Raw genomic sequence first — 23,718 nt, forward strand, 5'->3', positions numbered from 1 at the left:
AAAATATTGCAAGGGTTTTCATGAGAGAGTGAGCTTGAAGGCTTTATTCTGTGTTTCCGTTTGAATGTATGGTAAAGACTATGAGATTGTCGGAACAGTGACTGGGACGCAGGAACCTCTTCAGTCCTTCAGCAAAAATTGCCCTCATGATCCTGAAGGCATACACCGGATTCTCCGACAGACAACTGGTGGAATATCTTAACGGAAACATACCCTACCAGATGTTCTGCAGAATTATGATAAATCCCATCCTTTCCTATAACCAACTTCAAGATACTCTGTATTATCCGTAATGAAATTGCATTCTATCTTGGTATTGATCTCCTTCAGACGATTCTAGTTTCAGACTGGAAATCTTATCTTGAGAATCTTTATGTCTGCATGTGGCATCAGTCATATATGCGTCCTTATTCCAGAAAAATTTTTAGATCTTATATCAAAGCCGGAAACAGTTTGCCGGATTTCTGCACGACTTTTTCTTCTGCCTGCAAATAGGAGAGGGCCTGCATGGCAAGTTCTTTCTGGTCGAACAGCCTGTCGGCAACTTCATGAACGGACAAAGGTCCTTCATTTAACAGAGAAAGAATTTTTTGGATCATTTCCTGAAGGTCCTCTGTCTGCTTGTGTGACTTATGTCTGGTAATGCATACGTCACACTGTCCGCAGTTATGTTCGTTTCTTTCTCCGAAATAATATAACAGCATGCGGCTTCTGCATTTGTCTTCCGTATCAGCATATTCCAGCATGGCATTGATGCGGCGGATATAGCTTTCTTTCCGGTCTTCATAGACTTCCCGGCTTAAAACGATGCGGCGGGTTTCCTGACGTTCACGGGTATAGACGATGTATGGGGTCTTCTTTCCCGGGATATAGTTCAGGATACGCCGTTTGGAAAGAGCGATTAATGTATCATAGACCTGTTGCCGGTTCAGGCCGCTTCGGAGTGCCAGTGTATCTTCATTGATGTAGGCATAATCAGTAAATAAGCCGGTATAGGAACGGAGGATGGTACGCAGGAGCTTTTCCGTATCTTCATTGTTCTCGTGAATACGGTATAATTCATCCCGGTTCAGTGTAAATATCAGTCGGGAGGCGTTGTCCTGTTCATCCGTATATTCCAGATAACCCGCGCGGGTCAGTATTTTCAGGGCACTGTCTACCTGGATCGGGAAATGCTTGAAATTCTGGCAGAATTCATCGATGTTGAAAGCATAAGTGCATCCCAGTCCGTCTCCCATAGCCATCTGGTAATAGTAATTGATGTCTTCGTAGACTTTCCGGATATACTCTTTCTCTGGGAAAGTGTCTGCGATGCGTTTCTTTAGCAAGACTTTATCGTTTTGTGCGTATAACAATACGGCATATGCTTTCTGGCCGTCTCTTCCGGCTCTTCCTGCTTCCTGGAAATAAGCTTCCGGTGAATCCGGGAAGTCAGCATGCAGCACCAGTCGGACATCCGGTTTGTCGATTCCCATACCGAACGCATTGGTTGCTACCATAACCCGGCAGGTTCCGCTTACCCAGTCCTTTTGGCGCTGGTCTTTCAGCTCGTTGCTTAATCCTGCATGATAAAAGGTAGCCGTGATGTCGTTCTGATTGAGCAGCAGGGCAATCTCCTTGGTCTTTTTTCTGTTACGGGTATAAACGATGGCTGACCCGTTTACGCTTTTCAGAATGTGCAGCAGTTCATCAGCTTTGTTTTCTGTTCGCCGGACAATATAAGCCAGATTGCTCCGTTCGAAACTCATCCGGAATACATTTTCCTTTTCAAAGCCGAGTCTCTGCTGGATGTCTTTGACAACTTCGGGAGTAGCTGTCGCCGTGAGTGCCAGTACGGGTATACCGGGCAGTAATTTTCTGATGTCTGAAATCTTCAGATAGGCGGGCCGGAAGTCATATCCCCATTGGGAAATGCAGTGGGATTCATCGACGGTAATCATGCAGACTTTCATGCTGCGCAGTTTGATCTGAAAGATTTCGGAGTCAAGCCGTTCGGGAGATATATATAAGAATTTGTAATCGCCGAAGATGCAGTTCTCCAGTGCAATGACGATTTCCTCGCGCGTCATGCCCGAATAAATGGCAACAGCTTTGATACCCCGGTCGCGCAGGTTTCGTACCTGATCCTTCATAAGGGCAATCAGCGGAGTTATGACAAGACAAAGACCGGGCTGTGCCAAAGCAGGAACTTGGAAAGTGACAGACTTTCCTCCTCCTGTTGGCATTAATCCCAATGTATCTTTTCCACTTCCGATGCTGTTGATGATGTCTTCTTGTATGCCCCGGAAGTGATCATAGCCCCAATATTGCTTCAGTATGCCCTGATAGTCCATGTTTACGAGCGGCTCGGTTTGATGTCTTCAATCTGTAACTGGATTTCCCCGCGCTTGTGGGTATTTTCTTCAATGGTGTAACAGATATTGAAAGACTGTTTGGTCTTGATATACCGGGCCTGTGAACTTTGTCCGAAGGCAATACCATTCATGACGTTGTTGGATTTGTTGTCTACCAGTTCCAGTTTGATGTGTTCCTGATCACGTCCGACGACTTTGCTGGTTCCGTAGTCGTATACATTCAGGGTAGCGAATACGGGTTTGTGGTTGTCGGGGCCGAAAGGATTGAATTTCTTCAGGTCAAAGAAGAACTTGGGAGTGATATCCCGGAAATCCAGCTGGGCATCAATATTGATTGTTGCACTGGTTTGTTCGGGGAGAATGTGGCTGGTGACATAATCCTCAAAGCGGCGTGTAAACTCAGGAACATTCTCCACTTTCATGGAAAGTCCGGCAGCATAAGTATGACCGCCGAAATTTTCCAGTAAATCCCTGCAATTCTCGATTGCCTTGTATACATCAAATCCTGAAACAGAACGTGCAGATCCTGTAGCCAGACCGTCAGTGCGAGTCAATACGACGGCAGGACGGTAATAGATTTCCGTCAGTCTTGACGCAACGATTCCGATCACTCCCTTATGCCATGCTTCGTTATAGATAACAATTGTACGGCGTTGTGAAAGGTCAGAAAGCTGATCCACAATCTTATTGGCCTCTTCCGTCATGCTTTTGTCCAGATCCTTTCGGGTTTCATTGTATCTGTTGATGCGGTTGCTCTTTTCAAGAGCCTGCTGGAAATCCTTTTCAATAAGCAGGTCGACAGCTTCTTTTCCGTTTTGGATACGTCCGGAAGCATTGATTCGCGGACCGATCTTGAATACAATGTCGCTCATGGTGATATCCCGTTCAGCCAGTCCGCATACGTCGATGATGGCTTTGAGACCGATACTGGGATTTGAATTAAGCTGACGCAGGCCATGATAAGCAAGAATCCTGTTTTCACCCATGATGGGAACGATATCGGATGCAATGCTGACAGCAACTAAATCCAGTAAAGGAGTCAGCTGATGGAATTCGATTCCATTATTCAGTGCAAAAGCCTGCATGAACTTGAATCCTACTCCGCATCCGGAAAGGTGATGGTAAGGATATGTGGAGTCATGGCGCTTGGGATTCAGAATGGCAACCGCTTGCGGAAGTACTTCATCCGGAACATGATGGTCACAAATGATGAAGTCTATTCCTTTTTCTTTGGCATAGGCTATTTCCTTTACGGCTTTTATTCCACAATCTAGCACAATAATGAGTTTTACACCTGTTTCGTAGGCGTAATCTACTCCTTTCTTTGAGACTCCATATCCCTCATTATATCGGTCCGGTATATAATAGTCAATGTTCGAATAGAACTGTTGAAGGAATTTATATACCAGGGCAACGGCAGTCGTACCGTCCACGTCATAATCTCCGTAGATAAGAATCCGTTCCTTTTTTCCCATGGCTCTGTTTAAGCGTTCTACAGCAATGTTCATGTCTTTCATCAGGAACGGATTGTGCAGTTCGCTCAGTTGGGGCCTGAAGAAACGTTTGGCTTCTGCAGCGGAGTCGATACCTCTTTCCCGCAGCAGATGGCATAGGATCGGGTTAATTCCCAATTCCTTGGACAAGGCTCTGGCTGCTTCTCTTTGTTCTTGAGTTGGAGGCTGATAGTTCCATTTGTAATTCATTATATATGTTTTTTCTTTCTTTTCTATCTTCGTGAAGGCGATTGGTCTGAGTCAAGGTTTCAGATGGATACTATATATCAGTTTATATTTCGCCATTCAATCTGTAAAATTAGCAAAAAAGAAAGAATAAACGGCTAATTCCATCTTAAAATTATGGAATTAGCCGTTTAATAATTTATAACAAGTCTATTTTATAAAGACTTATAAACCGAGTTTCTTTGCGATATCAGCCGGAATAGCATCTTTATGTACAAGAATGTTCATAGTCTTGTAAGCAACAAACGCTTTGGAAGCATACCAGATTCCTTTGTATTTGCCGCTTTCTCCCCATGAGTTCTTAACCATGAAGTATTCTTTACCGTTCTGATCTTTTGCAATACCGTAAATCAGCATACCATGGTCGTCGGTAGTTTCCCAGTTGTCGAAAGCTTCCTGACGCATTTCTTGTGTAACAGTGATTTCAGGCATCGGTTTGCTTGTCAGCTCCTTGCGTTTGTCAGCCTGGCTCATGCCTGTCCAGCGTGCCATATCTGATCCGGTAAGTTCTGCACCTTTGGCTGCATCCGGACAAACTGCGATACCGTCGCGGGTGAATCCCTGTTCGCTGACGTCAGAACCCCAAGCGAATGTATATCCGTTTTTCACTGCATTGTCCATAACGGCCATCAGTTCGTCAATCGGCAGGTTGTATGACAAGGCATTACGCCAGTTGTCCTGGATTTCAATGTTGAATTTCTGGTAGAACGGATGATGAGTGTAAGAAGTCAGTGATACATAGTCATCCATATTCAAGCCCAGAACTTCGTCAGCAAAGCTTCTCGGAGTGTAAGTTTTGCCTTTGTAAGTAAATTCTTTCGGGCATTCTCCCAGATAAGTATCATAAATAGAGCTCAAACCCTTTTTCCATACAGGAGTCAGTTTGGAGAAGTTTCCTTTTCCGATGGCTTTCACGTATGCTTCAGCAACTGCATCCAGTTCGTTGTGTACGGGCAGTGAGTCACCATACATGATGCCCGGCATAGCTTCCTGCGGAACCATACCATAGTTTTCATAACAGTAAACGATGTCGTAGAAACTTCCGCCCGGTGAGAAAGAAGCATCTCCGTGATAGCGTACGTAGTTTGTAGCACGGTCTTCCATCGTTTTGTGTACTACGAACATTTCTGAAAGGTCGAATTCTCCTTTACCCAGGCGGAGAAGTTCTGATTCCAGATAACCCAGAGAAGAGAATGACCAGCATGTGCTGGAACGGTTCTGGTTCTTGATGGAAGTGATCGGGTTTTCTTTTACGGTTGTGAAAACGAATCCTTCGTCGTTTTTGTCCTTTTTAGGTCCTTTGGCATAAACGCTGCTGAAACAAAGTCCTAAAGCGGCAAGTGCGATAAGTTTGTTCATTTGTCTTTAGATTTTATTGGATGTTAATTAAAAATGATAATTATTCGTTCATAATAGCTTCAACTTCATCGATGGTGATCGGAATCCGTTTGTCACCGGTGAAACGTGATCCTTCCGGAGTGATCAGAATATCATCTTCCAGTCGGATACCTCCAAAGTCTTTGAAGCGGTCGATGGCATCAAAGTTCAGGAAGTCAGTGTGCAGATGCTCTGCTCTCCATTTATCGATAAGAGCAGGAATAAAGTAGCATCCCGGTTCATCTGTGATGACGAATCCTTCCTGCAGGCGTCTTCCCATACGCAGAGAAGCCAGTCCGAATTGATCGGAAGGACGTACTTCATCATCATAACCGACGTAACACTGTCCCAGATCTTCCATATCGTGTACATCAAGACCCATCATGTGACCTAATCCGTGAGGCATGAAGAGGGCATGGGCTCCTGCTGCAACAGCTTCGTCGATATTGCCTTTCACCAGCCCCAGATCTTTTAATCCCTGAGCCAATACTTTGCAGACATCCAGGTGCACGGATTTATAGGTTACTCCCGGACGTGCCAGTTCCAATGCTTTGTCATGGCAAGCCAGAACGATGCTGTAGACATCTCGTTGGCGGCTGGTAAATTTACCTCCTACAGGGATAGTTCTTGTGTGGTCTGAACAGTAGTAGTTCATCAGTTCAGCTCCGGCGTCAGTCAACATCAGTCGTCCTGTTTCCAGTGTGTGGCTGTGATCGTGATTGTGGAGAGTCTGACCGTTTTGAGTCAGGATTGTGGCAAATGAGGTCATGCGTCCGTAAGAAGTTGCAATTCCGTCCAGTGCTCCGGCTATGTATTGCTCCGAAACTCCGGGTTTGCACAAGCGCATGGCAGTCGTATGCATTTCGTAGCCTACGTTGCACGCTTTGTCTATTTCGGCTATTTCACAAGGCTCTTTGGAAGAACGCAGGGAAACAATGGCTTTGATCAGTTCTACGGAAGCATGTTGCTTGAGCATGGAAGTGCGAATACCTGTCAATTCTTCCAGCAGCAGCATATTGTCATACCGGTAGGGAGGCAGAAAATGGATTTTCTGATGCCGTGCAATGGCATTTCCTACGATTTCTTTCAGTTTGGCAAAAGGAAAACTCTTTTCAATACCTACTTGAGCCGCCAGGTCTTTTACGCTGGGCTGTGGTCCCATCCAGATGATATCGTCCATGTCAACATCATCTCCGAAGAAATATTCTTCTCCGCTATTGGCGTCGATGATACCGGCATATCCCGGATGAGAATGTCCGAAGAAGTAAACAAAAGAGCTGTCCTGGCGAAATTTGTATGTATTGTCCGGATAGTTAGCCGGTGCTTCGTTATTACCTAGGATTAGGATAAGTCCGTCGCCTACTTTTTCACGTAAGTTACAGCGACGTTTCTGATAGGTTGCTGAATCAAACATATTTTTTCACTTTAGTTTCAAAGGTATGTGTTATCAGTTGCAAATGTAGCAAATAAATTAGAAAAAAGCCTCCTTTGTATATCTAAAAAACATATCTTTGCGATAAGAACTAAAGAAAGAGGATATGGCTATGGATTTTCAAAAAATGGGTCTGGTTCTCGAAGGCGGTGGGATGCGCGGCGTTTTCACCTGCGGAGTTCTGGACTTTATGATGGATAAAAAGATTGAGTTCCCTTATGCGGTAGGAGTATCGGCCGGGGCATGTAATGGCTTGTCTTATTTGTCCCATCAGCGAGGGCGTGCCAAGTATAGTAACATTGATTTGCTGAAAAAGTATGATTATATTGGCCTGAAACATCTTTTCCATCAGCGCAGTATTCTGGATCAGAAATTGTTGTATGAACTGTTTCCCGAAGAGATCCTTCCGTATGATTATGATGCTTATTTTCAGAATCCAACCCGTTTTGAGATGGTGACGACCAATTGTATGACAGGGCGTGCCTGTTATCTGGAAGAAAAGGAAGACAAGGAGCGTCTTTTGCGGATTGCAAGAGCTTCAAGCAGTTTGCCGTATGTTTGTCCGATTGTGCATGTGGATGGCCGCCCGATGCTGGATGGCGGAATTGTAGATTCGATTCCGGTGGAAAGAGCTATGCAGCAGGGATATGAAAGAAATGTTGTGGTGCTGACCCGTAACCGTGGTTACCGTAAATCGGAAAAAGATATAAAGGTTCCTCATTTCATCTATACACGTTATCCGCGTCTGCGGGTTGTGCTGAGCCGCAGATGTCAGGTCTATAATGAACAGTTGGAAGAAATAGAACGTCTGGAAGATGAAGGCCGTATTATAGCCATCCGACCGGTTAAAAAGGTTGTTGTCAACCGGATTGAGAAGGACATTAAAAAGTTGACGGACTTGTATGAGGAAGGATATGCCTGTGCGGAAAAAGTTTTGTTGCCTTTGCTGGATGAAAAGGTAAAATGACAGATTTTATCAGATAGAGAGTCGCTGCTTAAGGCAGCAGAAAGATAATGGACCTCTTTGCTCCTAAAAAAGCGAAGAGGTTATTTATTGGAATCTGATGATGGAATTCCAATTCTAACCTCTTCGTTTTTATATCAGAAGTAACTGATTACTTGGCGAAGCTTACGGCACGGGTTTCGCGGATAACCGTGATCTTGACCTGTCCCGGATAAGTCATTTCATCCTGAATCTTCTTGGCGATTTCTGTTGACAGGTTTTCTGTCTGTTTATCGTCAATCTTGTCAGCTCCTACAATAACGCGTAATTCACGTCCTGCCTGGATTGCATAAGTCTTGGTTACACCCGGATAAGACATTGCCAGCTGTTCGAGATCATTCAGACGCTTGATGTAAGCTTCCACGATTTCACGGCGTGCTCCCGGACGTGCACCAGAGATGGCATCACATACCTGTACGATCGGAGCCAGCAGGCTGGTCATTTCGATTTCATCGTGGTGGGCACCGATAGCATTGCAGATATCTGCTTTTTCCTTATACTTTTCAGCCAGCTTCATTCCCAACAATGCGTGCGGCAGTTCCGGTTCTTCATCAGGCACTTTACCTATATCGTGCAGCAGACCGGCACGTTTGGCTTTCTTCGGGTTCAGGCCCAGTTCGGATGCCATGACAGCACAAAGATTGGCTGTTTCACGTGCATGCTGCAACAGGTTCTGTCCGTATGAAGAACGGTATTTCATCTTACCGATGATTCGGATCAGTTCCGGATGCAGGCCATGGATACCCAGGTCGATGGTTGTACGTTTACCGGTTTCAATGATTTCATCTTCTACCTGTTTGCGTACTTTGGCTACAACTTCTTCAATACGTGCCGGATGAATACGACCGTCGGTTACCAGCTGGTGCAGGGCCAGACGTGCAATTTCACGGCGTACGGGGTCGAATGCAGAAAGAACGATTGCTTCCGGAGTATCGTCTACCACGATTTCTACACCGGTAGCAGCTTCCAGAGCACGGATGTTTCTTCCTTCACGTCCGATGATACGTCCTTTGATTTCGTCTGATTCGATATGGAATACTGTCACTGAGTTTTCGATGGCAGTTTCGGTAGCTACCCGCTGGATAGACTGGATAACGATGCGCTTGGCTTCACGGTTAGCTGTCAGCTTGGCGTCATCCATGATGTCGTTGATATATGACTGAGCCTGGGTCTTGGCTTCTTCTTTCAGAGAGTCGATCAGTCTTTCCTTTGCTTCTTCTGCTGAGAGCCCGGAGATAGTTTCCAGTTTCTCGCGTTCCTGTGACTGGAGATTGTCCAATTCTTCTTTTTTCTTCTCGATGATGACCATCTGTGCATCCAGATTTTCCTTGATGGCTTCTGTTTCGTTCCGTTTGCGCTGCAGTTCCTCGTTCTTCTGGTTGAGTACCATTTCGCGCTGCTTCAGTTTGTTTTCAGCCTGTTGGATTTTCTGATTACGGATAGCAACTTCTTTTTCCAGATCGGCCTTTTTGTTCAGAAACTTTTCCTTCACTTCCAGGAGCTTGTTCTTTTTGATAACTTCGGCTTCTGTTTCGGCCTTTTTGATAATGGATTCATATTTCGACTTCAAGCCATACTTGAAGAATCCATATGAAAGTGCCCCTCCCACGAGAAAGGCAACAACCGCTAGTATTACTGTTGTCAACATTATAATTAAATTAAGTATATAATAAAAAAACGCGCACAAACCTTCTGCCGTAAATGTTTTTCCGGCATCAAGCTTGTGCGCAAGTTCACAGTCTCCTTATTTCTTCTAAACCGTTCCGCTTTTGTCCTTTTCGATATACTTGTCAATGTCTTCCTCCAGCTGTTTCAGCTTGTCCACATAGGGTTGTGTATCGTTTCGGTCCTTCATAGACATGTTCTCAAAGGCCAGTTCCAAAGCCGCCATAGCCCAGTGTTTCACGGTACTGAACTCCGGGTAAGCCCTGCGGTACTTGTTTAGTTTATTGTCAATCTGCTTGGCTGCGTCCCGGTATAACTGTTCTTCTTCCCTGCGGATAGTCAGCGGATACCGTTCTTTGTCAATCAGCAGATGTATTTTCATTTTGTCTTCCATAAGCGTATCGTTCCTGTTTCCTCCTGTTTCATTCATTCAGTAGAGCGATGCACTTGTCGACTTCGCGCACAAGCCTCGCCAATCGTTGTTTAGTATCTCTGAGTTCATTGTCGTTGATACTGATTATGCGAGCCATTTTGAGATTGGTGTATTGTGCTTCAGCTTCTTTGATGCAGCTTTCCATACGCTGTATTTCCGCTTCCTTTTCGGAAAGCAGTTGCCGGAGTGAAGCGTTTTCTTTTTTCAATTCATCGTATAGAAACATAAAATGCCTCAGTTTTCCTTCGAAAGTATTCAGTTGCTTTTTATCTTCTTCCGTCATCTGTACACCAAATTCTACACAAATATAATGTATTGGTGAGAAACACAAAAATTTTTTGGCCAATATTTTCATTCTTTTTATCTTTGTCCTTGCACTGAGGTGACATTAAGTGCAAATTCGACAAATTAATTTTTTTAGGAATAATTATGTATACAGTTATTAAGCGCATGGAGGTTTCGGCTTCTCATAGTCTGAAGCTTTCTTATCAGAGTAAGTGTGAGAATTTGCATGGTCACAACTGGATTATCACAGTTTTTTGCCGTTCCAAAGATTTGAATGAAGACGGGATGGTGGTTGATTTTACACATATCAAGGAAGTGGTGATGGGGCAACTTGACCACCGGAATCTGAATGATGTTCTTTCCGTCAATCCTACTGCGGAAAATATTGCTCACTGGATTTGTGAACGTATTCCTCATTGTTTTAAGGTTGAAGTATGTGAATCGGAAGGAAATACGGTCGTTTATGAAAAAGATTAATGAGATTTTCTACAGCCTGCAGGGAGAAGGATATCATGCAGGCACTCCTGCTGTATTTGTCCGTTTTTCGGGATGTAATCTGAAATGTGACTTTTGTGATACGCGCCATGAAGAAGGAACAGAGATGGAAAACGGGGATATTGTGAAAGCTGTTGAACAATATCCTTGCCGGATGGTGATTCTTACAGGGGGAGAGCCGGGCTTGTGGATTGATTCGGCTTTGGTGGATGCTCTGCATGCTTCGGGACGTTACGTCTGCATTGAAACTAACGGTACTTGTCTTCTTCCTGAAAATATTGATTGGGTGACCTGTTCTCCGAAACAGGGGACATCTTTGAAGGTTGCTCATGTGGATGAGGTAAAGGTCGTTTATCTGGGACAAGATGTTTCTGCTTGCTTGGATATTCCTGCCCGTCATTATTTTCTTCAGCCATGTTCCTGCCAGAATACGGATGAAGTGATTGCCTATATCAAGCAGCATCCGGTCTGGAGGCTGAGTTTGCAGACTCATAAGCTGATCAATATTCCTTAGAAAAACGTCGAAGCGTTTTTCTTGAAACGCCGAAACGTTTTCTTCAGAACGTCGAAACGTTTTTAAAAAAGCTGGGCAGCTTTTTCGGGATTCTCCGGAGCTTGTCCGGCTTATAAACGAATAAAAGCTGCAACTTATTCAGTTACAGCTTTTTATTCTTGCACGGGAAGAGAGGCTCGAACTCCCGACACTCGGTTTTGGAGACCGATGCTCTACCAACTGAGCTATTCCCGTGTTTGCGGTTGCAAAGGTAGTAATAATTCTGTTAACTCCAAATGTTTGATAAATATATTTTGCCTGTATTCTTTTAAAGAAGCCCTAATTCATTGAACATAAGTCGGTAAGTTTCTGCTTTTTTTTCGAGCTTCAGCGGATAGGCACGGCTGGATGAGGGCATTCTGTAGAGAGAAAGTTGCCTGTCTTCGTATTCAAAACGGGTTTTAGCTCCAACGGGAGGTTCCGATGCGTGCAGTTGCATGCGCAGCGTATCGGTTGCTTTTTGTCCGGTTGTCACGATGGCCTGGCATCTGGGAAGTTGTTTTAACAGCAGTCCGATATCGGTCGGTTCCACTATTTCCAGGAACTTGTCGGAGGCATTGTCCTGCAGGCGGCGTACGGCTGAGGCTGTATCATACAATGCAATTCCCTTTTCCTGAAGGAAGCTGATAATGCCTTCTTTGTCAAAAGCTTTTTTGTGAGGAAGCAGAAAATGGTCCTTGTTTTCGAAGAAAATCAATCCAAATATGCGCCACATATCGTTTTGCAGATTCGGATAAAAAAAGTCCATGCTCCAGCGTTTCTGTTGGGGAGGAAAGCTTCCCAGCATCAGCAATACGGCATTGGAAGGAAGAAATGGTTCAAGGGGGTGATTTTCTACCGGAGGGAGATTCAGAATGTCAGACATGTCGGAGTGAGATTGGTCAGAATGACTCCGGACAGGAGTTCGTGGCCGGTTGTATGGCGATACTCTTCCTGTCCGGAGAAATGGAGTTATGCTTTAGGCTTTGGCTCTTTTTTAGCCAGAAGCACAATGTTGTAGACATATTCGGTCATCCAGCTTTCAGAATAACCCAATGTATGCTGGTAATGACGGATGTTGGTACAGGTTTTGCGTACGCCATCGTCTTTCCAGTCGGTTTTGGTCAGGATGTCATGGATGGTTTTTTCCGTCATGTTGCGCAGCATTTTCTTCAGTACGCTGGGCATCCGGAATTTCCATTGCATCAGATTGCCGATGACCATCATCAGATCCTGGCTGAATCCCTGGAACATAAACAGATAAGTTTTGACATCGTTTACGTTCTTACAGTTCTTTTTGATGGAGTTGTCTATTTCCTTAAAGAACGAATCTGTCAGTCCATAGATATCAGCCAGCATTTTGCGGCAGCGTGTCTTTTCGGCTATACCTAATTTGTTGTTTTGAGTTGGTATTTTTAATGTACGTTTGAAGACAGCCATGTCAGGCAGGAAGTTGATGTTACTGATACCCAGCTGTGCAGCCATTACCGCCTGGTAATATACACGGATGAGTGTCATGAAGTCTTCCATACCTCCCACACGGACAGTTTCTTCTGTTGCTTCGGCTTGTTTTTTGCTAAACAGTTTAGAGAATATGTTCATAATTGTTTTATTGATAGTTTAATTGTTTGCAAAGATACGAAAAATGTTACCAACACTCGATGTCTTTCTCAATATCTTTCATTTGCTTTTTATGAAATACCGGACTTTTAATACCTTTGCGTTTTTGGGCCAGGTAGTCGTCCAGCAGGCGGAACGCATATTTTCCCAACAGGATGATGGCAGTCAGGTTGCAGATAGCCATGAGTGCCATAGTCAGGTCGGCAAGGTTCCATACAATGCGCAGATGGGCCAGTGAACCGAAAAGGACCATTCCTCCCACAAGGATGCGATAGACTGTGATCATCCATTGCTTCTTTGTGATGAACCGGATATTGGCTTCTCCGTAATAATAGTTTCCGAGGATACTGCTATAAGCAAAGAAGAGGATAGCTACTGCGACATAAATACTTCCGATGCTTCCGATTTCATTGTTGAGGGCAGCCTGTGTCAATTGGATTCCGTCCAGGTTTTTATCCAGATGGAGATTGCTGAACAGAATGATGAAGGCGGTGCAGGTGCATATGACAAGGGTATCGGTAAATACTCCCAGAGCCTGTATCAGTCCTTGTTTGGCAGGGTGGGTGACATGGGCTGTTGCGGCAGCATTGGGAGCAGATCCCATACCTGCTTCGTTGCTGAACAGTCCTCGTTTGATTCCTTGCATCAGAGCCGCCCCGACTCCACCGCCGATTGCCTGCTCGAATCCGAAAGCGTTTCCGATGATCAGTTCGAGAACAGCCGGCAATCGGGTGATATTGCTCAGGACAATGTAAAGAGCCAGCAGAATGTATCCTAATGCCATGAGCGGTACCAGGATGCTGTTGATCTTGGCGATGCGGTGTATACCTCCGAAGATGATGATCAGGGTGAGCAGCGTGATTGCCGAACCCATGTATAACGGACGGATCTGGAAGGCACTGTCGAATGCCGCACAAATCGTATTGCTTTGTACGGAATTAAAAGCGAAACCGAATGTAATGGTGATCAGTACTGCGAACAGAATTCCCATCCACCGCTTCTTCAGGCCGGTTTCCATATAGTAAGCAGGACCTCCGATGTAAGAGTGACGACTCTTTCGTTTGAAGAGTTGGGCCAGTGTGGATTCGACGAAAGCACTGCTTGATCCCAGCAAAGCGATGATCCACATCCAGAATACTGCTCCCGGACCACCCATTGTGATGGCTGTTGCTACCCCTGCCAGATTACCGGTTCCGACACGGCTGGCCAGCGATAAAGTAAATGCCTGAAAGGATGAAATATGTTTTTCGTGTCCGTTTATCCTGGCGGTGGAGTCCCCGAGCAGATGAATCATTTCGCCCAGCATACGGAACTGGACAAAGCGTGTCCGTATCGTAAACCAGCAGGCGCAGCCCAGCAGAAGGGCAATAAGTATATAAGTCCAAAGAATGTTGTTAGTTGTATCAATCAGTTGTATAAAATAGTTCATTTATTGGGTTTCTTTTAATTGAAAATAGAAAGTATGTCCTCTGAATACTTGTTCTACCAGTTCAAACCGGATGAAGTCAGCCAACAGTCTGCATAATTCGTGCCGCGGCATCCCCGTAAGCTTCCTGCACTGGTTAAGTGTCAGGGCGCCTTGCTGGTTGAGAAGGGTAAGAAGTTCCTGTTCTCTGGGGCTGTAAGTGACGATAACTTTTTCGTCATTACGGTTGTGCTGCCAGATTTTTAAATGTACGGGGCTGGCCAGAATGTTCTCATCCTTGATGCGGACATAAGCCCAGGCCTTGCCTGTTTCGTCGAGAGCGCATATGGGTTTCCGGTCACTTTCTGCGACACGTACTTCAAGCACATCCTTTCCCTCCACCTTATATATATAGTTCTCTAACTTTACGGGAGGCTGGCAATACATCTGGGCGGCTGCATCAATCATGTAGATTTCTTCTTCCGAGCGTACACCGGCTATCTTTCCGTTGTCTTTGACTCCCACCAGCAGTCGTCCGCCTTGCGTATTGGCAAAGGCGGACAGGCTTTTGGCGATTTTCCGTGCGTCCGATATAGCAAACTTGAAGTCTTGGCAGACATGTTCACCTTCACTGATAAGTTTCTGTATGTAGTTTGTTTCTGTTACAGTTTTCATGATGGGTCCGTACGGAGATAATATTGACCGGGCTGAAGGTCAGTCACAATGTTTGTGAGTCATGATGTCCAGCACCAGTTTGTCTGTTTCGTTCATACCCTGCGAGCCGATTTTGGTCAGGTTGCGGATACTGAGGTCTACATTGTCTTCAATGATTCCTTCTACGGAAGTTACACATTTGTTTTCCATAGCAAGGATGGCTGAAAGAACCGCAGTAGAAACCCCGCTGGTAAGCTTGAGTGCGCAGCTGGGTTTTGCACCGTCGCAGATCATTCCCGTCAGGTTGGCAATCATATTCTGTACTGCGAAGGATACCTGCTGATAGTTTCCTCCCATCAGGTATGTGATTCCGCAACTGCTTCCGGTAGCAGCAACGACGCATCCGCAAAGAGCAGAAAGACGTCCGAGACTCTGCTTGATATAGATTGCAGTCAGGTGACTGAGGATCAGTGCGCGGGTTAATTCTTCCTCTGATTTATGGTTGTCTTCTGCATAAACCACTACAGGAAGTGTGGCTGCAATACCCTGATTGCCGCTTCCGGAATTACTCATTACAGGAATCATCGCTCCGGCCATACGGGCATCACAGGCAGCGGAAGTGTATGAAAGGATATGTGTGAATGTATTGCTTCCCATAATCAGCCGTTCACTGTCGCTGCTGCATAAGGTTTTACCCAGTTCGTGTCCGTAGTTTCCTTTAAAGGAACGTTCGGCAGCCTGTTTGTTCAGGCGTCTGGCTTCCAGAATAAACTGGAGCTCTTCGATGGGAGATGTCGTAGCAAAGTCGTAGACTTTCTTCAGATTAAGTTCTACGGATTCCTCTTCTGTTTCACCGGAGGTTCCGCTTCGCTTGTCCATCAGTACACTGTCATTTTTACTCAGGTATACAAAGTTTGTATGCCCTCCGCTGATGATGGCAGTTGCTTTTTCTTCGCCGGCCATGCAGGTTACTTCAATGTAGAGCTTTTCTTCGATGTTCTCTTTCAGACTGATCTGGATGGCTTGTGCTTCAATCATTTTTTTACCGGCTTCAACGGCTTCCGGCGTGCTGTCTTTCAGCACTTCCAGCTGGTATTCCGATTTTCCGATCAGTGCTCCCAGGGCAACGGCAATGGGGAGTCCGATCATGTCCGTTCCGGGAATACCTACACCCATGGCATTTTTCAGAATATTGGCGCTGAGCAGCACCTGTATCTTTTGTGGACGCTGGTTTAGTGTCTCTGCAGCCTTGGCTACGCAAAGAGCTACGGCAATAGGCTCAGTACAGCCTATTGCCGGAACTACTTCCCGATTGATCAAGGCGATTATGCGTTCTCTCTCAGACTTGTCAATCATGATTATCTTTTATTTTTTATAATTTTTCAGACCTGTTTCAAGGAAGTTGATATATTTCTGAATGTCTTCGTCGTATGAATATGACTGGTTGAGCGGCATTCCTTCGTTGTCAATCAGAACATAGAACGGCTGTGCGTTGGCTCCGAATTTAGAGCGTTGCAGGTAGCTCCATTTGTCTCCGACAGTACGCAGGGTGCGTTCTTTGCCATTTTCCGTGATCTTGATCGGTTCCGCAAGTTTGGTCTTGTCATCAACAAACAGGGTAATCAGTACGTAATCCTCATTCAGCAGTTTGCTTACTTTAGGATCTGTCCATACTGCCAGTTCCATCTTTCGGCAGTTTACACATCCATATCCGGTGAAGTCAATCATTACAGGCTTTCCTTGCTGACGTGCGTATTCCATACCAGCTTCAAAGTCATTGAATTTAGCATGTACCTCATTCTTGTAGAGATTGAAATCCTGTGTCTGCATAGGAGGTGCAAAAGCACTGACTGCTTTCAGAGGTGCTCCCCATAATCCCGGGATCATGTAAACGGCAAATGCCAGTGAAATCAGTGCCATAAAGAAGCGGGGCACACTGACTTTGGTATCGTCGTCATCGTGCGGGAACTTGATTTTTCCCAGCAGGTACATACCCAGCAGGGCAAAAATGACAATCCAGAGTGCCAGGAAGGTCTCGCGGTCCAGAATACGCCATCCGTATGCAAGATCGGCAACTGACAGGAATTTTAAGGCAAAAGCAAGTTCCAGGAATCCCAGTGTAACTTTGATTACGTTCATCCATCCTCCGGATTTAGGCATAGATTTCAGCCATGACGGGAAGAGGGCAAACAAGGTGAAAGGCAGGGCAAGTGCGATAGCAAATCCTAACATACCGATAGCCGGAGCAACAACACTGCCGGTGGTTGATACTTCAACGAGCAGGAATCCGATGATCGGTCCGGTGCAAGAGAAAGAGACCAGCGACAGGGTGAATGCCATCAGGAAGATGCTGAGCAATCCTGTAGTCTGTTCAGCCTTGCTGTCTACGGCGTTACTCCACTTGGAAGGCAGGGTAATTTCGAATGCACCGAAGAAGGATGCTGCGAATACGATCAGCATCAGACAGAACAGAATATTGAAAATAGCGTTAGTGGACAGGGCGTTAAGTGCGCTTGCTCCGAAAATCAGAGTGATAGCCAGTCCCAATGTTAAATAGATCACAACGATGGAAGCACCGTATGTCCAGGCATCACGGATTCCTTTCTTCTTATCTTTCGTACGTTTCAGGAAGAAGCTGACAGTCATAGGGATGATAGGCCATACACAAGGAGTGAACAGGGCTAAGAGTCCGCCGACAAGTCCGGTAAAGAAGATATAAATCCATGAGTGAGATTCTTCTCCAACCTGTTCTCCGAAGTTGTTCAGCTCGTTGATGACGGGTTTCCAGTAGTCTGTAGTCTGTACTTTCATAGCCGGAGTTAGAGGAATCAGAGCTACGCTTTGTGCCGTATCGCCTGATGCTGCTTCGTTGGCAGCATTTCCTTGCGCTTCAGCAGGAGCAGCAGCCTGTTTGCCGGAAGCAGTTCCGGTAAAGGTGAAATCAACGCTGGTCGGCGGAAGGCAATTTTCATCATTGCAGGCTCCGTATTCCAGGTAACCGGTCAGCTTGTAGGCACCGCCAGTCAGTTTGATTTTCTGAACAAACTGAGCTTTACTTTCAAAGAAACGTACCTGCATGCCAAAGATCGGGTCCATTTTTTCGATTTGTTTGCCTCGCGGAGTCAGTTTGCCTATCAGTTCTGCACCTTCAATCTTATCAACATTGAATGTGGCAGAGATAGGTCCTCCTTCTGGAAGGTCAGTAGAGTAGACATGCCATCCTTTGTCAACGGTGCCGGTAAAAATGATTTCGGCTTCGTTGTCTGAAAGTGCATTCCATTCCGTTTTAAACTTGACCGGATCTTGAATCTGTGCAAAGGCCGGCAAGCATAACAGGGCCATAAACAGCCAACTGAGTACATGTTTTTTAGTCATTGCTACTTGTTACTATGTTATACAATCGGTTATTACTTGGAAAAGTGTTGCAAAGATATCAAATTTTGGCTAATTCTCTATATAGGACAAGTAGTTTTGGCTATCGGAAGGCTCTGTCTAAAGGGTATATGAGGACAGAAAAGACATGCGGACCGGTCCTCCCTTTGCTTTTCCGTATGGGAGCAAAGGGAGGACCGGTCCGTCTTTGTTGGATATGGTGTAAAATGGGCTGGATAAAAAACAGTGCAGTCGTTTGTCAGAAAGGACAGTCCCGGATACCTTCCTGGGTCATTTCGGCTTTTATCCGTTTCAGTGCTGTCCGTAATCTTTTGGCCATCGTGCTTTTATTGAGATGAAGTTCCGCAGAGATTTGCATGTAAGTCATTTCCATATAAAAATGCATTTTGATAATTTGTTTGATTTGCGGAGGTTCTTTCTCCAGGATGCTCATCAGGACATATAAGATTCTTTCTTTTTCTTTCTCTTCTTTTATAGTGTCGGACCAGGTGTCTCCTATATTCAGATCCGTAAGTTCCTGGGTAATGAATTCATGCTTTTTCTTGCGGTAAAAGCTGTAAACGTAGTTTTGTACGATGCGGTAGATCCAGGCCTGTATATGTCCGTTGCTGTAATATCCTTGACGGAGTTTTATTAAAATCCTACTGTAGATGTCCTGGCATAAGTCTTCAACATCTTCTTTGTTGCAGACCAGTGAACGTACGTTTTGTCGTATTTGTGGCATATGTCTTTGCAGGAGAATGTTTAATAGGTTTTCTTCTGAATTTGACTGATAAAGATTGAGTAACTCTTCGTCAGAAGTTTTTTTGAGTTTTTTCATAATTGAAATCAGGTATATTGCTGTGTTCTTTGTCAGAGACAGCAAGGTTTTCTTAACATTCTCGAGGGAGATGCTAAATGTAAATTGATTATAAATTTGTTTTGGATCGTAATGAAAGGGGGATTTTTAGGTTGAGTTCATTGCTTTTAGGTTAAAGGTTAACATTGCTCGTTTTTCTTTTGGTTTTATAAATTTATAATAAAAACGCGAAAGTTGTATAAAGGGGAAAGGTATCTCCTCTTTTTTTGAAGAAATAATTGTTTTCAGCCTTCTTTTCTTATGGAATGACTATAAATCCGGCTTTTGTCGCCGTAACAAGGAAGGGCGATTGCCTGGTTCTAAAAATGGGTTGAAAAGAAATATCAAAAAAATATTCCCGAAAATTTGTAGATTCCAAAATAATGCGTACCTTTGCATCGCCTTTGAGAAACAAGACACTCTCAAAAAGAGTTTTGGAGAGGTGGCAGAGTGGTCGATTGCGGCGGTCTTGAAAACCGTTGTGCTGCGAGGCACCCGGGGTTCGAATCCCTGTCTCTCCGCGAAGAGAATGTAAGTTCCGTAAAGTCAAGGATTTACGGAACTTTTTTTTATTGGTCAGCACAGGTGTTTCCCTTTATATTTAGTCTTTTCTGAAAGCGACCGCACGATGTCTTCGCATTGACAGGTCAATGCAAAAAAAACGACCGCACGATTGAGCCGCAACGACCGCACGATTGGGCTGAATCGACCGCACAATTAGGCCGCAACGACCGCACGATTTTTTTTGGGTGTTCATAGTATGATTTTTGTTCAGCTTGAGGGGAGGGGATGATAAACAACAGGTGTATAAAGTTTGTTTGAGGTATATATCTTATCAGATTTATAAGATATTATTTGTACTTTTTAAAAACTTTTTGCTATATTTGCATAAAACATAACACGGATGGGATATCGTACTGTTGCTAAATTTGGAGTTCTTCTATCTGTTATACTTTTTTGTATAGGAGTAGGATTGTATGGCTTTGCCCGGCTGAATGCAGCCGATAAGGACAAAGACATTGATTTAGTGTCGTGGGTGCCTGACGATTGTATCGGCGTAATGGAGACCGATAACATTGATTTCTTTATGAATGCTTTTTCACGGATGGCTTACGCTGCCCAGCTGGATACGCTTCATCGGGTGGGACTGATCAAGACCATTCTCAATGATATTATACCTTATATTTCTTCCAGTGACCACGGAATTTCCAATGAGGTCAATCAGATGATGGTCAGTTTTCATGCCCCTTCGGGCAGTTCCCGTGACCTGGTCGCTTATTTCCGTTTGGGAAAACCGGAGCGGAAAAAGTTATTGAAAGCTATCCGTGAGCATCGGGGCAAGGAATTTATACCCAGGGAAGAAGGTTATCGCGGACGGACTATAGAGATCTTTCCGATAGATTCATCTGATTTTCTTTCTGTATATAGTGGAGACGGGTTCCTGGCTATCAGTTATCAGAAACGTTTGATCGAACGGGTGATTGATGCGGAGAAAGATGGAACGTCGTTGAAAGAAGATGTGGTATTTGCCTCGGTCCGCCAGCCTAAATCGGCCAATTTCCTGACCTTATACGCGCATTCATCTTCCATCCCGGCGATTGACGGTGGTGAAAAAGAGTGTTGGAGTGAGTTTGATATCCACATGAACAGCGAAGTCTTTTATTTGAGTGGCGTGATGCATGCTTCGGATGTATGTATGCAGCGGGCAGTAGATCATCTGCGTGCCATTCCTTCTATTTCGGGCGACAGTCTGCTGGTACTTTCCGGTCAGGCTAAGGTTGATTCGTGTATCTCTAAGCGAGTGGCATCTTCCCGGACTTCATTGTTTGATGAATGTGTTTCCAATTTGTCCCGGGATGCTTCTTATATTATGGTGGCCGATATGGATAAAATTGCTCAAAAACCTGAATATTACTATTCCTACTTACCCTCGTTCCTTCAGCGTCATCCGGATCTGTTCCGTCCTTTCATTCTTTCCGTTCAGATTACGGAAGTGGAAGACCGCTTGTCGCATATCTTTGTTTTTACCTATAAAGAATAACTTTTAGCGAATAAATTATGAAAACACTTGTTACTGGATTTTGTTTGTTTGGCATAGTTTTATCTCTCTGTTTTGGATGTACGAACTCTTCTTCTGGTAAAGGCGATCTGATAGTGGTTGATACCAAAGCAAATTTCCCTGAAAAGGAGATTTGCATTCAGGATCTTGCAGATGTTTCTTATATTCCTCTTTATATATCCGACTCAACTTTGGTTCTGAGGATTTTTTCGGTTACTCCTGACGGTATTGCGGCAGAAGGTGAGAAGAAATGCATTCTTCTTTTTACTCCTGATGGTAAGGCTTTGCAGGGAATGGTCAGTTGTAACGGTGAAGGTCCGGAGGAATATTCAGGAATCTGTGATTATTTTGTAGATTGGAAGCGGAAGGAAGTTTTTGTATTTCAGGATTTCAGATCGGTTAAGGTTTATGATTTTCAAGGTCGTTTCCTTCGCGAACTGCTTGCGAATAATCGTTCACGACTAGCTTTTGCAAGTGTAGGAGTATCCGATTTTGTGTGTACTTATTCAAATAATGAGATGCAGACTGGCAGTCGTCCGTATTTTCGTTTCTCGAAAGAAACTGGAAAAGTAGACACTCTGGATGCTGTGACAGTCAATGAGCAGATATTCATCAACCGGAAAATCCTTTGGGACGATGGTCGGGAAACACAGGCTAAGGGAGGTGTGAACTGTCTGTTTTCAATGATGGATGCCGGATTCTTGACCAATCCTTCTTTGGATACTGTATTTCAGGTGTTGCCTGATTGGAGCATGAAGGCGGTGGTGATGCCTGCTGTTTCTCCACGTAAGGATAAAAACGTACCTTTGCTTGATTTTTTGGGAGCATCTGATTCGTATTTATGGGCTCAGTTCCATGTCCGGCATGTAACAGTCCGCATGAGTGATATGATGGCCGGTCGTCGTGAGGATTCTCCCAGTGTAAATATGTATGATTTCCGTACGGGAGAATGGTGTGTTCCCAAATATGTCAATCGTGATTTTTCTTCAGAGTCCTGTTATCTGTCGCAGTACATTAGTCTGTTTGCTGTTCCTTATGGGTATGGCATGATGACATTGGGAGCTCCTGAATTGATTGAAGCTCGTGAGGCAGGGGAAGTAGTCAATGACGAATTGAATCAGCTTATTTCTTCTCTGGATGAGGAATCAAATCCTGTAATAGTTTTGCTGAAATTTAAGTCTGCTTCCGGCCGTTAAGATTTCTCAGCGCAGTTTGTTCTTCAGGAAGTGAGGCCCGGCTTTTACCCGGAAGTAGATCATGGATACTACGGTCAGGGCAGATCCAAAGAGATAGGCCATGCGGAATGATGCTATTTCTGCAATGTATCCTCCTGTCAGCATGCCGATACCGAGACCGACATCCCAGGAAGTCAGATAAGTGCTGGTAGCTGTACCGCGCTGGCTGTTGGGAGCAAGATTGACGAACAGGGTGTTATAGGCTGGGAACATGGTTCCGAAGCCGATGCCGAGCAGCAGGGCAATGACGAAGAAGAAGACTGTCGTTGCCGTGAGGTTCCAGCTGACCAGCCATCCGCAGGCCGTCAGACTGAAATAGCAGAAACATACCAGATAGAGTCCGGCAGAAATGACCTGTGTCACCAGGCCTTTATCCACCAGCCGTCCGCTGAACAGACGGCTTACAGCCATTCCCAAAGCCATGCAGGTGAAGAAGAATCCGGTTTCGGCGGTAATGCCGATTTGCCGGGCATACATGGCTACATAATTGGTGGTCATGCCGTAAGGAATGGAAAGCAGGAGCAGACTGATTCCTGCCGGAATGCCTTTCAGCAGGATGAACCGGTCCAGGGAAATGGGATCGTGTTTCACTGGAGGGCGGTATGTGGTCTTCACCATGCTGGCAGCCAGCAGTCCCAGTATGCAGGCTCCCAGTGCATAAGAGAAAATGACGGTGTAAGATTCTCCGGCATTGTGGAGAAACAGTCCGAACATGGGGCCGATGGACATGGCTATGTTGTTGGCCAGCCCGTAGTATCCCAGTCCTTCTCCGCGGCGTGACGATGGCATGATGTCAATAACCAGTGTATTTCCTCCTACGGTTACCGTTCCGAATGACAGTCCGTGAACAATACGCAATATAATAAATAAGGTAAGTGTTCCGGCCAGCATATAGCCGGCAAAGATCAGCATGAAAATAAAGTAGGCGAACAGGTAAAGAGGCTTGCGCGCAAATGTGTCGAGCAAATATCCAGAGAACGGACGGATGCAAAGGGCTGCAATGGTGTAGCAGGAAAGTACGATGCCGATGGTGGCTTCAGCTACCTGGAAGACTTCGTTCAGGTAGAAGGGAAGTACCGGAATCAGCAGCCAGAAGCCGAAGTAGAGCAGGAAGTTGGCTGCCAGAATCAGGCAATAACTGGGAGTTACAAGTCTGTCCTTGGACATGTGAATTTATTTTAGTTGATATGGAAAAGGTG

The 23,718-nt window shown here is 45.0% G+C and carries 20 protein-coding genes, 2 tRNA genes and 1 pseudogene; 7 read left to right on the plus strand and 16 right to left on the minus strand.

Going from position 1 to position 23,718, the window contains the following annotated elements:
• Positions 1-405: pseudogene (locus BACCOPRO_RS17580) on the plus strand (transposase); the annotation flags it as partial.
• Between the two features lie 26 nt (positions 406-431).
• Here BACCOPRO_RS17580 and BACCOPRO_RS12020 read toward each other — a convergent pair.
• From BACCOPRO_RS12020 to BACCOPRO_RS12035, 4 genes are all read right to left on the minus strand, one after another.
• Positions 432-2,333 carry a RecQ family ATP-dependent DNA helicase gene (locus BACCOPRO_RS12020; protein ID WP_008144028.1) on the minus strand — a complete coding sequence of 634 codons (1,902 nt, stop codon included), beginning with the start codon at positions 2,331-2,333 and terminating at the stop codon, positions 432-434.
• 2 nt (positions 2,334-2,335) lie between these two features.
• A complete protein-coding gene (gene recJ / locus BACCOPRO_RS12025) occupies positions 2,336-4,057 on the minus strand; it encodes a single-stranded-DNA-specific exonuclease RecJ (protein ID WP_008144030.1) in 1,722 nt (573 codons plus the stop codon).
• Positions 4,058-4,258: 201 nt separating this feature from the next.
• On the minus strand, positions 4,259-5,452 hold the full coding sequence (locus tag BACCOPRO_RS12030) for a C1 family peptidase (RefSeq protein ID WP_008144032.1): 1,194 nt from the start codon (positions 5,450-5,452) through the stop codon (positions 4,259-4,261).
• 40 nt (positions 5,453-5,492) lie between these two features.
• Positions 5,493-6,884 carry an aminopeptidase P family protein gene (locus tag BACCOPRO_RS12035; protein WP_008144034.1) on the minus strand — a complete coding sequence of 464 codons (1,392 nt, stop codon included), beginning with the start codon at positions 6,882-6,884 and terminating at the stop codon, positions 5,493-5,495.
• A gap of 124 nt (positions 6,885-7,008) precedes the next feature.
• Here BACCOPRO_RS12035 and BACCOPRO_RS12040 point away from each other — a divergent pair, with 124 nt between their 5' ends.
• Positions 7,009-7,869, plus strand: a complete 861-nt coding sequence (locus BACCOPRO_RS12040) for a patatin-like phospholipase family protein (protein ID WP_008144036.1) — start codon at positions 7,009-7,011, stop codon at positions 7,867-7,869.
• Between the two features lie 148 nt (positions 7,870-8,017).
• Here BACCOPRO_RS12040 and rny read toward each other — a convergent pair whose 3' ends face one another.
• From rny to BACCOPRO_RS12055, 3 genes are all read right to left on the minus strand, one after another.
• Positions 8,018-9,553 carry a ribonuclease Y gene (gene rny, locus BACCOPRO_RS12045; protein WP_008144037.1) on the minus strand — a complete coding sequence of 512 codons (1,536 nt, stop codon included), beginning with the start codon at positions 9,551-9,553 and terminating at the stop codon, positions 8,018-8,020.
• 105 nt (positions 9,554-9,658) lie between these two features.
• The gene (locus BACCOPRO_RS12050; protein ID WP_022277765.1) at positions 9,659-9,964 is read right to left on the minus strand and encodes a cell division protein ZapA; all 306 of its coding nucleotides are present in this window, start codon (positions 9,962-9,964) and stop codon (positions 9,659-9,661) included.
• 28 nt (positions 9,965-9,992) lie between these two features.
• Entirely contained in the window at positions 9,993-10,286 is a 294-nt protein-coding gene (locus BACCOPRO_RS12055; protein ID WP_040311508.1) for a coiled-coil domain-containing protein, read from the minus strand.
• A gap of 146 nt (positions 10,287-10,432) precedes the next feature.
• Here BACCOPRO_RS12055 and BACCOPRO_RS12060 point away from each other — a divergent pair, with 146 nt between their 5' ends.
• Both BACCOPRO_RS12060 and BACCOPRO_RS12065 read left to right on the plus strand, forming a co-directional pair.
• Positions 10,433-10,765: a 6-pyruvoyl trahydropterin synthase family protein gene (locus tag BACCOPRO_RS12060; protein WP_008144043.1), complete on the plus strand. Its 333-nt coding sequence runs from the start codon at positions 10,433-10,435 to the stop codon at positions 10,763-10,765.
• A complete protein-coding gene (locus BACCOPRO_RS12065) occupies positions 10,752-11,297 on the plus strand; it encodes a 7-carboxy-7-deazaguanine synthase QueE (protein WP_008144045.1) in 546 nt (181 codons plus the stop codon). Before BACCOPRO_RS12060 ends, BACCOPRO_RS12065 begins: the two co-directional genes overlap by 14 nt.
• Positions 11,298-11,458: 161 nt before the next feature.
• On the opposite strand, the gene BACCOPRO_RS12070 is transcribed toward BACCOPRO_RS12065, so the two are convergent.
• The 8 genes from BACCOPRO_RS12070 to BACCOPRO_RS12105 form a co-directional block, all read right to left on the minus strand.
• Positions 11,459-11,531, minus strand: a tRNA-Trp gene (locus BACCOPRO_RS12070).
• A gap of 73 nt (positions 11,532-11,604) precedes the next feature.
• Complete coding sequence (locus BACCOPRO_RS12075; RefSeq protein WP_008144047.1) at positions 11,605-12,201, minus strand: uracil-DNA glycosylase family protein; 597 nt, start codon at positions 12,199-12,201, stop codon at positions 11,605-11,607.
• Positions 12,202-12,287: 86 nt separating this feature from the next.
• Positions 12,288-12,917: a DUF8491 family protein gene (locus BACCOPRO_RS12080; RefSeq protein ID WP_008144049.1), complete on the minus strand. Its 630-nt coding sequence runs from the start codon at positions 12,915-12,917 to the stop codon at positions 12,288-12,290.
• A 46-nt stretch (positions 12,918-12,963) separates the two neighbouring features.
• A complete protein-coding gene (locus tag BACCOPRO_RS12085) occupies positions 12,964-14,364 on the minus strand; it encodes an alanine/glycine:cation symporter family protein (protein WP_008144051.1) in 1,401 nt (466 codons plus the stop codon).
• Positions 14,365-15,015 (minus strand): AlbA family DNA-binding domain-containing protein, encoded by a 651-nt coding sequence (locus BACCOPRO_RS12090; RefSeq protein ID WP_008144052.1) that lies wholly within the window; start codon positions 15,013-15,015, stop codon positions 14,365-14,367.
• Between the two features lie 39 nt (positions 15,016-15,054).
• Positions 15,055-16,350 carry an L-cysteine desulfidase family protein gene (locus BACCOPRO_RS12095; RefSeq protein WP_008144054.1) on the minus strand — a complete coding sequence of 432 codons (1,296 nt, stop codon included), beginning with the start codon at positions 16,348-16,350 and terminating at the stop codon, positions 15,055-15,057.
• 9 nt (positions 16,351-16,359) lie between these two features.
• The gene (locus tag BACCOPRO_RS12100; RefSeq protein ID WP_008144056.1) at positions 16,360-18,369 is read right to left on the minus strand and encodes a protein-disulfide reductase DsbD family protein; all 2,010 of its coding nucleotides are present in this window, start codon (positions 18,367-18,369) and stop codon (positions 16,360-16,362) included.
• Positions 18,370-18,625: 256 nt separating this feature from the next.
• Complete coding sequence (locus tag BACCOPRO_RS12105) at positions 18,626-19,207, minus strand: RNA polymerase sigma factor (RefSeq protein ID WP_008144058.1); 582 nt, start codon at positions 19,205-19,207, stop codon at positions 18,626-18,628.
• Positions 19,208-19,661: 454 nt separating this feature from the next.
• On the opposite strand from BACCOPRO_RS12105, the gene BACCOPRO_RS12110 reads away from it, so the two are divergent.
• The 3 genes from BACCOPRO_RS12110 to BACCOPRO_RS12120 all read left to right on the plus strand — a co-directional run bounded on the left by BACCOPRO_RS12110 (position 19,662) and on the right by BACCOPRO_RS12120 (position 22,480).
• Positions 19,662-19,746: transfer RNA gene (locus tag BACCOPRO_RS12110), tRNA-Ser, on the plus strand.
• A 383-nt stretch (positions 19,747-20,129) separates the two neighbouring features.
• Complete coding sequence (locus tag BACCOPRO_RS12115; RefSeq protein ID WP_008144061.1) at positions 20,130-21,266, plus strand: hypothetical protein; 1,137 nt, start codon at positions 20,130-20,132, stop codon at positions 21,264-21,266.
• A gap of 17 nt (positions 21,267-21,283) precedes the next feature.
• Positions 21,284-22,480, plus strand: coding sequence for a DUF4934 domain-containing protein (locus tag BACCOPRO_RS12120; protein WP_008144063.1), 1,197 nt, complete (start codon positions 21,284-21,286; stop codon positions 22,478-22,480).
• 6 nt (positions 22,481-22,486) lie between these two features.
• On the opposite strand, the gene BACCOPRO_RS12125 is transcribed toward BACCOPRO_RS12120, so the two are convergent.
• Positions 22,487-23,686, minus strand: a complete 1,200-nt coding sequence (locus BACCOPRO_RS12125) for an MFS transporter (RefSeq protein ID WP_008144064.1) — start codon at positions 23,684-23,686, stop codon at positions 22,487-22,489.
• Positions 23,687-23,718 lie beyond the last annotated feature (32 nt).

It is taken from the genome of Phocaeicola coprophilus DSM 18228 = JCM 13818 (assembly GCF_000157915.1).
Lineage (GTDB): Bacteria > Bacteroidota > Bacteroidia > Bacteroidales > Bacteroidaceae > Phocaeicola > Phocaeicola coprophilus.

What these genes read in the sequence shown, in the direction of transcription:
- BACCOPRO_RS12085 (WP_008144051.1), bottom strand. Translation starts at nt 14,364, where the DNA reads ATGAACTATTTTATACAACTGATTGATACAACTAACAACATTCTTTGG.
- BACCOPRO_RS12060 (WP_008144043.1), top strand. Translation starts at nt 10,433, where the DNA reads ATGTATACAGTTATTAAGCGCATGGAGGTTTCGGCTTCTCATAGTCTG.
- rny (WP_008144037.1), bottom strand. Translation starts at nt 9,553, where the DNA reads ATGTTGACAACAGTAATACTAGCGGTTGTTGCCTTTCTCGTGGGAGGG.
- BACCOPRO_RS12120 (WP_008144063.1), top strand. Translation starts at nt 21,284, where the DNA reads ATGAAAACACTTGTTACTGGATTTTGTTTGTTTGGCATAGTTTTATCT.
- BACCOPRO_RS12040 (WP_008144036.1), top strand. Translation starts at nt 7,009, where the DNA reads ATGGCTATGGATTTTCAAAAAATGGGTCTGGTTCTCGAAGGCGGTGGG.
- BACCOPRO_RS12125 (WP_008144064.1), bottom strand. Translation starts at nt 23,686, where the DNA reads ATGTCCAAGGACAGACTTGTAACTCCCAGTTATTGCCTGATTCTGGCA.
- BACCOPRO_RS12050 (WP_022277765.1), bottom strand. Translation starts at nt 9,964, where the DNA reads ATGGAAGACAAAATGAAAATACATCTGCTGATTGACAAAGAACGGTAT.
- BACCOPRO_RS12080 (WP_008144049.1), bottom strand. Translation starts at nt 12,917, where the DNA reads ATGAACATATTCTCTAAACTGTTTAGCAAAAAACAAGCCGAAGCAACA.
- BACCOPRO_RS12030 (WP_008144032.1), bottom strand. Translation starts at nt 5,452, where the DNA reads ATGAACAAACTTATCGCACTTGCCGCTTTAGGACTTTGTTTCAGCAGC.
- BACCOPRO_RS12055 (WP_040311508.1), bottom strand. Translation starts at nt 10,286, where the DNA reads ATGACGGAAGAAGATAAAAAGCAACTGAATACTTTCGAAGGAAAACTG.
- recJ (WP_008144030.1), bottom strand. Translation starts at nt 4,057, where the DNA reads ATGAATTACAAATGGAACTATCAGCCTCCAACTCAAGAACAAAGAGAA.
- BACCOPRO_RS12090 (WP_008144052.1), bottom strand. Translation starts at nt 15,015, where the DNA reads ATGAAAACTGTAACAGAAACAAACTACATACAGAAACTTATCAGTGAA.
- BACCOPRO_RS12105 (WP_008144058.1), bottom strand. Translation starts at nt 19,207, where the DNA reads ATGAAAAAACTCAAAAAAACTTCTGACGAAGAGTTACTCAATCTTTAT.
- BACCOPRO_RS12095 (WP_008144054.1), bottom strand. Translation starts at nt 16,350, where the DNA reads ATGATTGACAAGTCTGAGAGAGAACGCATAATCGCCTTGATCAATCGG.
- BACCOPRO_RS12065 (WP_008144045.1), top strand. Translation starts at nt 10,752, where the DNA reads ATGAAAAAGATTAATGAGATTTTCTACAGCCTGCAGGGAGAAGGATAT.
- BACCOPRO_RS12035 (WP_008144034.1), bottom strand. Translation starts at nt 6,884, where the DNA reads ATGTTTGATTCAGCAACCTATCAGAAACGTCGCTGTAACTTACGTGAA.
- BACCOPRO_RS12020 (WP_008144028.1), bottom strand. Translation starts at nt 2,333, where the DNA reads ATGGACTATCAGGGCATACTGAAGCAATATTGGGGCTATGATCACTTC.
- BACCOPRO_RS12075 (WP_008144047.1), bottom strand. Translation starts at nt 12,201, where the DNA reads ATGTCTGACATTCTGAATCTCCCTCCGGTAGAAAATCACCCCCTTGAA.
- BACCOPRO_RS12115 (WP_008144061.1), top strand. Translation starts at nt 20,130, where the DNA reads ATGGGATATCGTACTGTTGCTAAATTTGGAGTTCTTCTATCTGTTATA.
- BACCOPRO_RS12100 (WP_008144056.1), bottom strand. Translation starts at nt 18,369, where the DNA reads ATGACTAAAAAACATGTACTCAGTTGGCTGTTTATGGCCCTGTTATGC.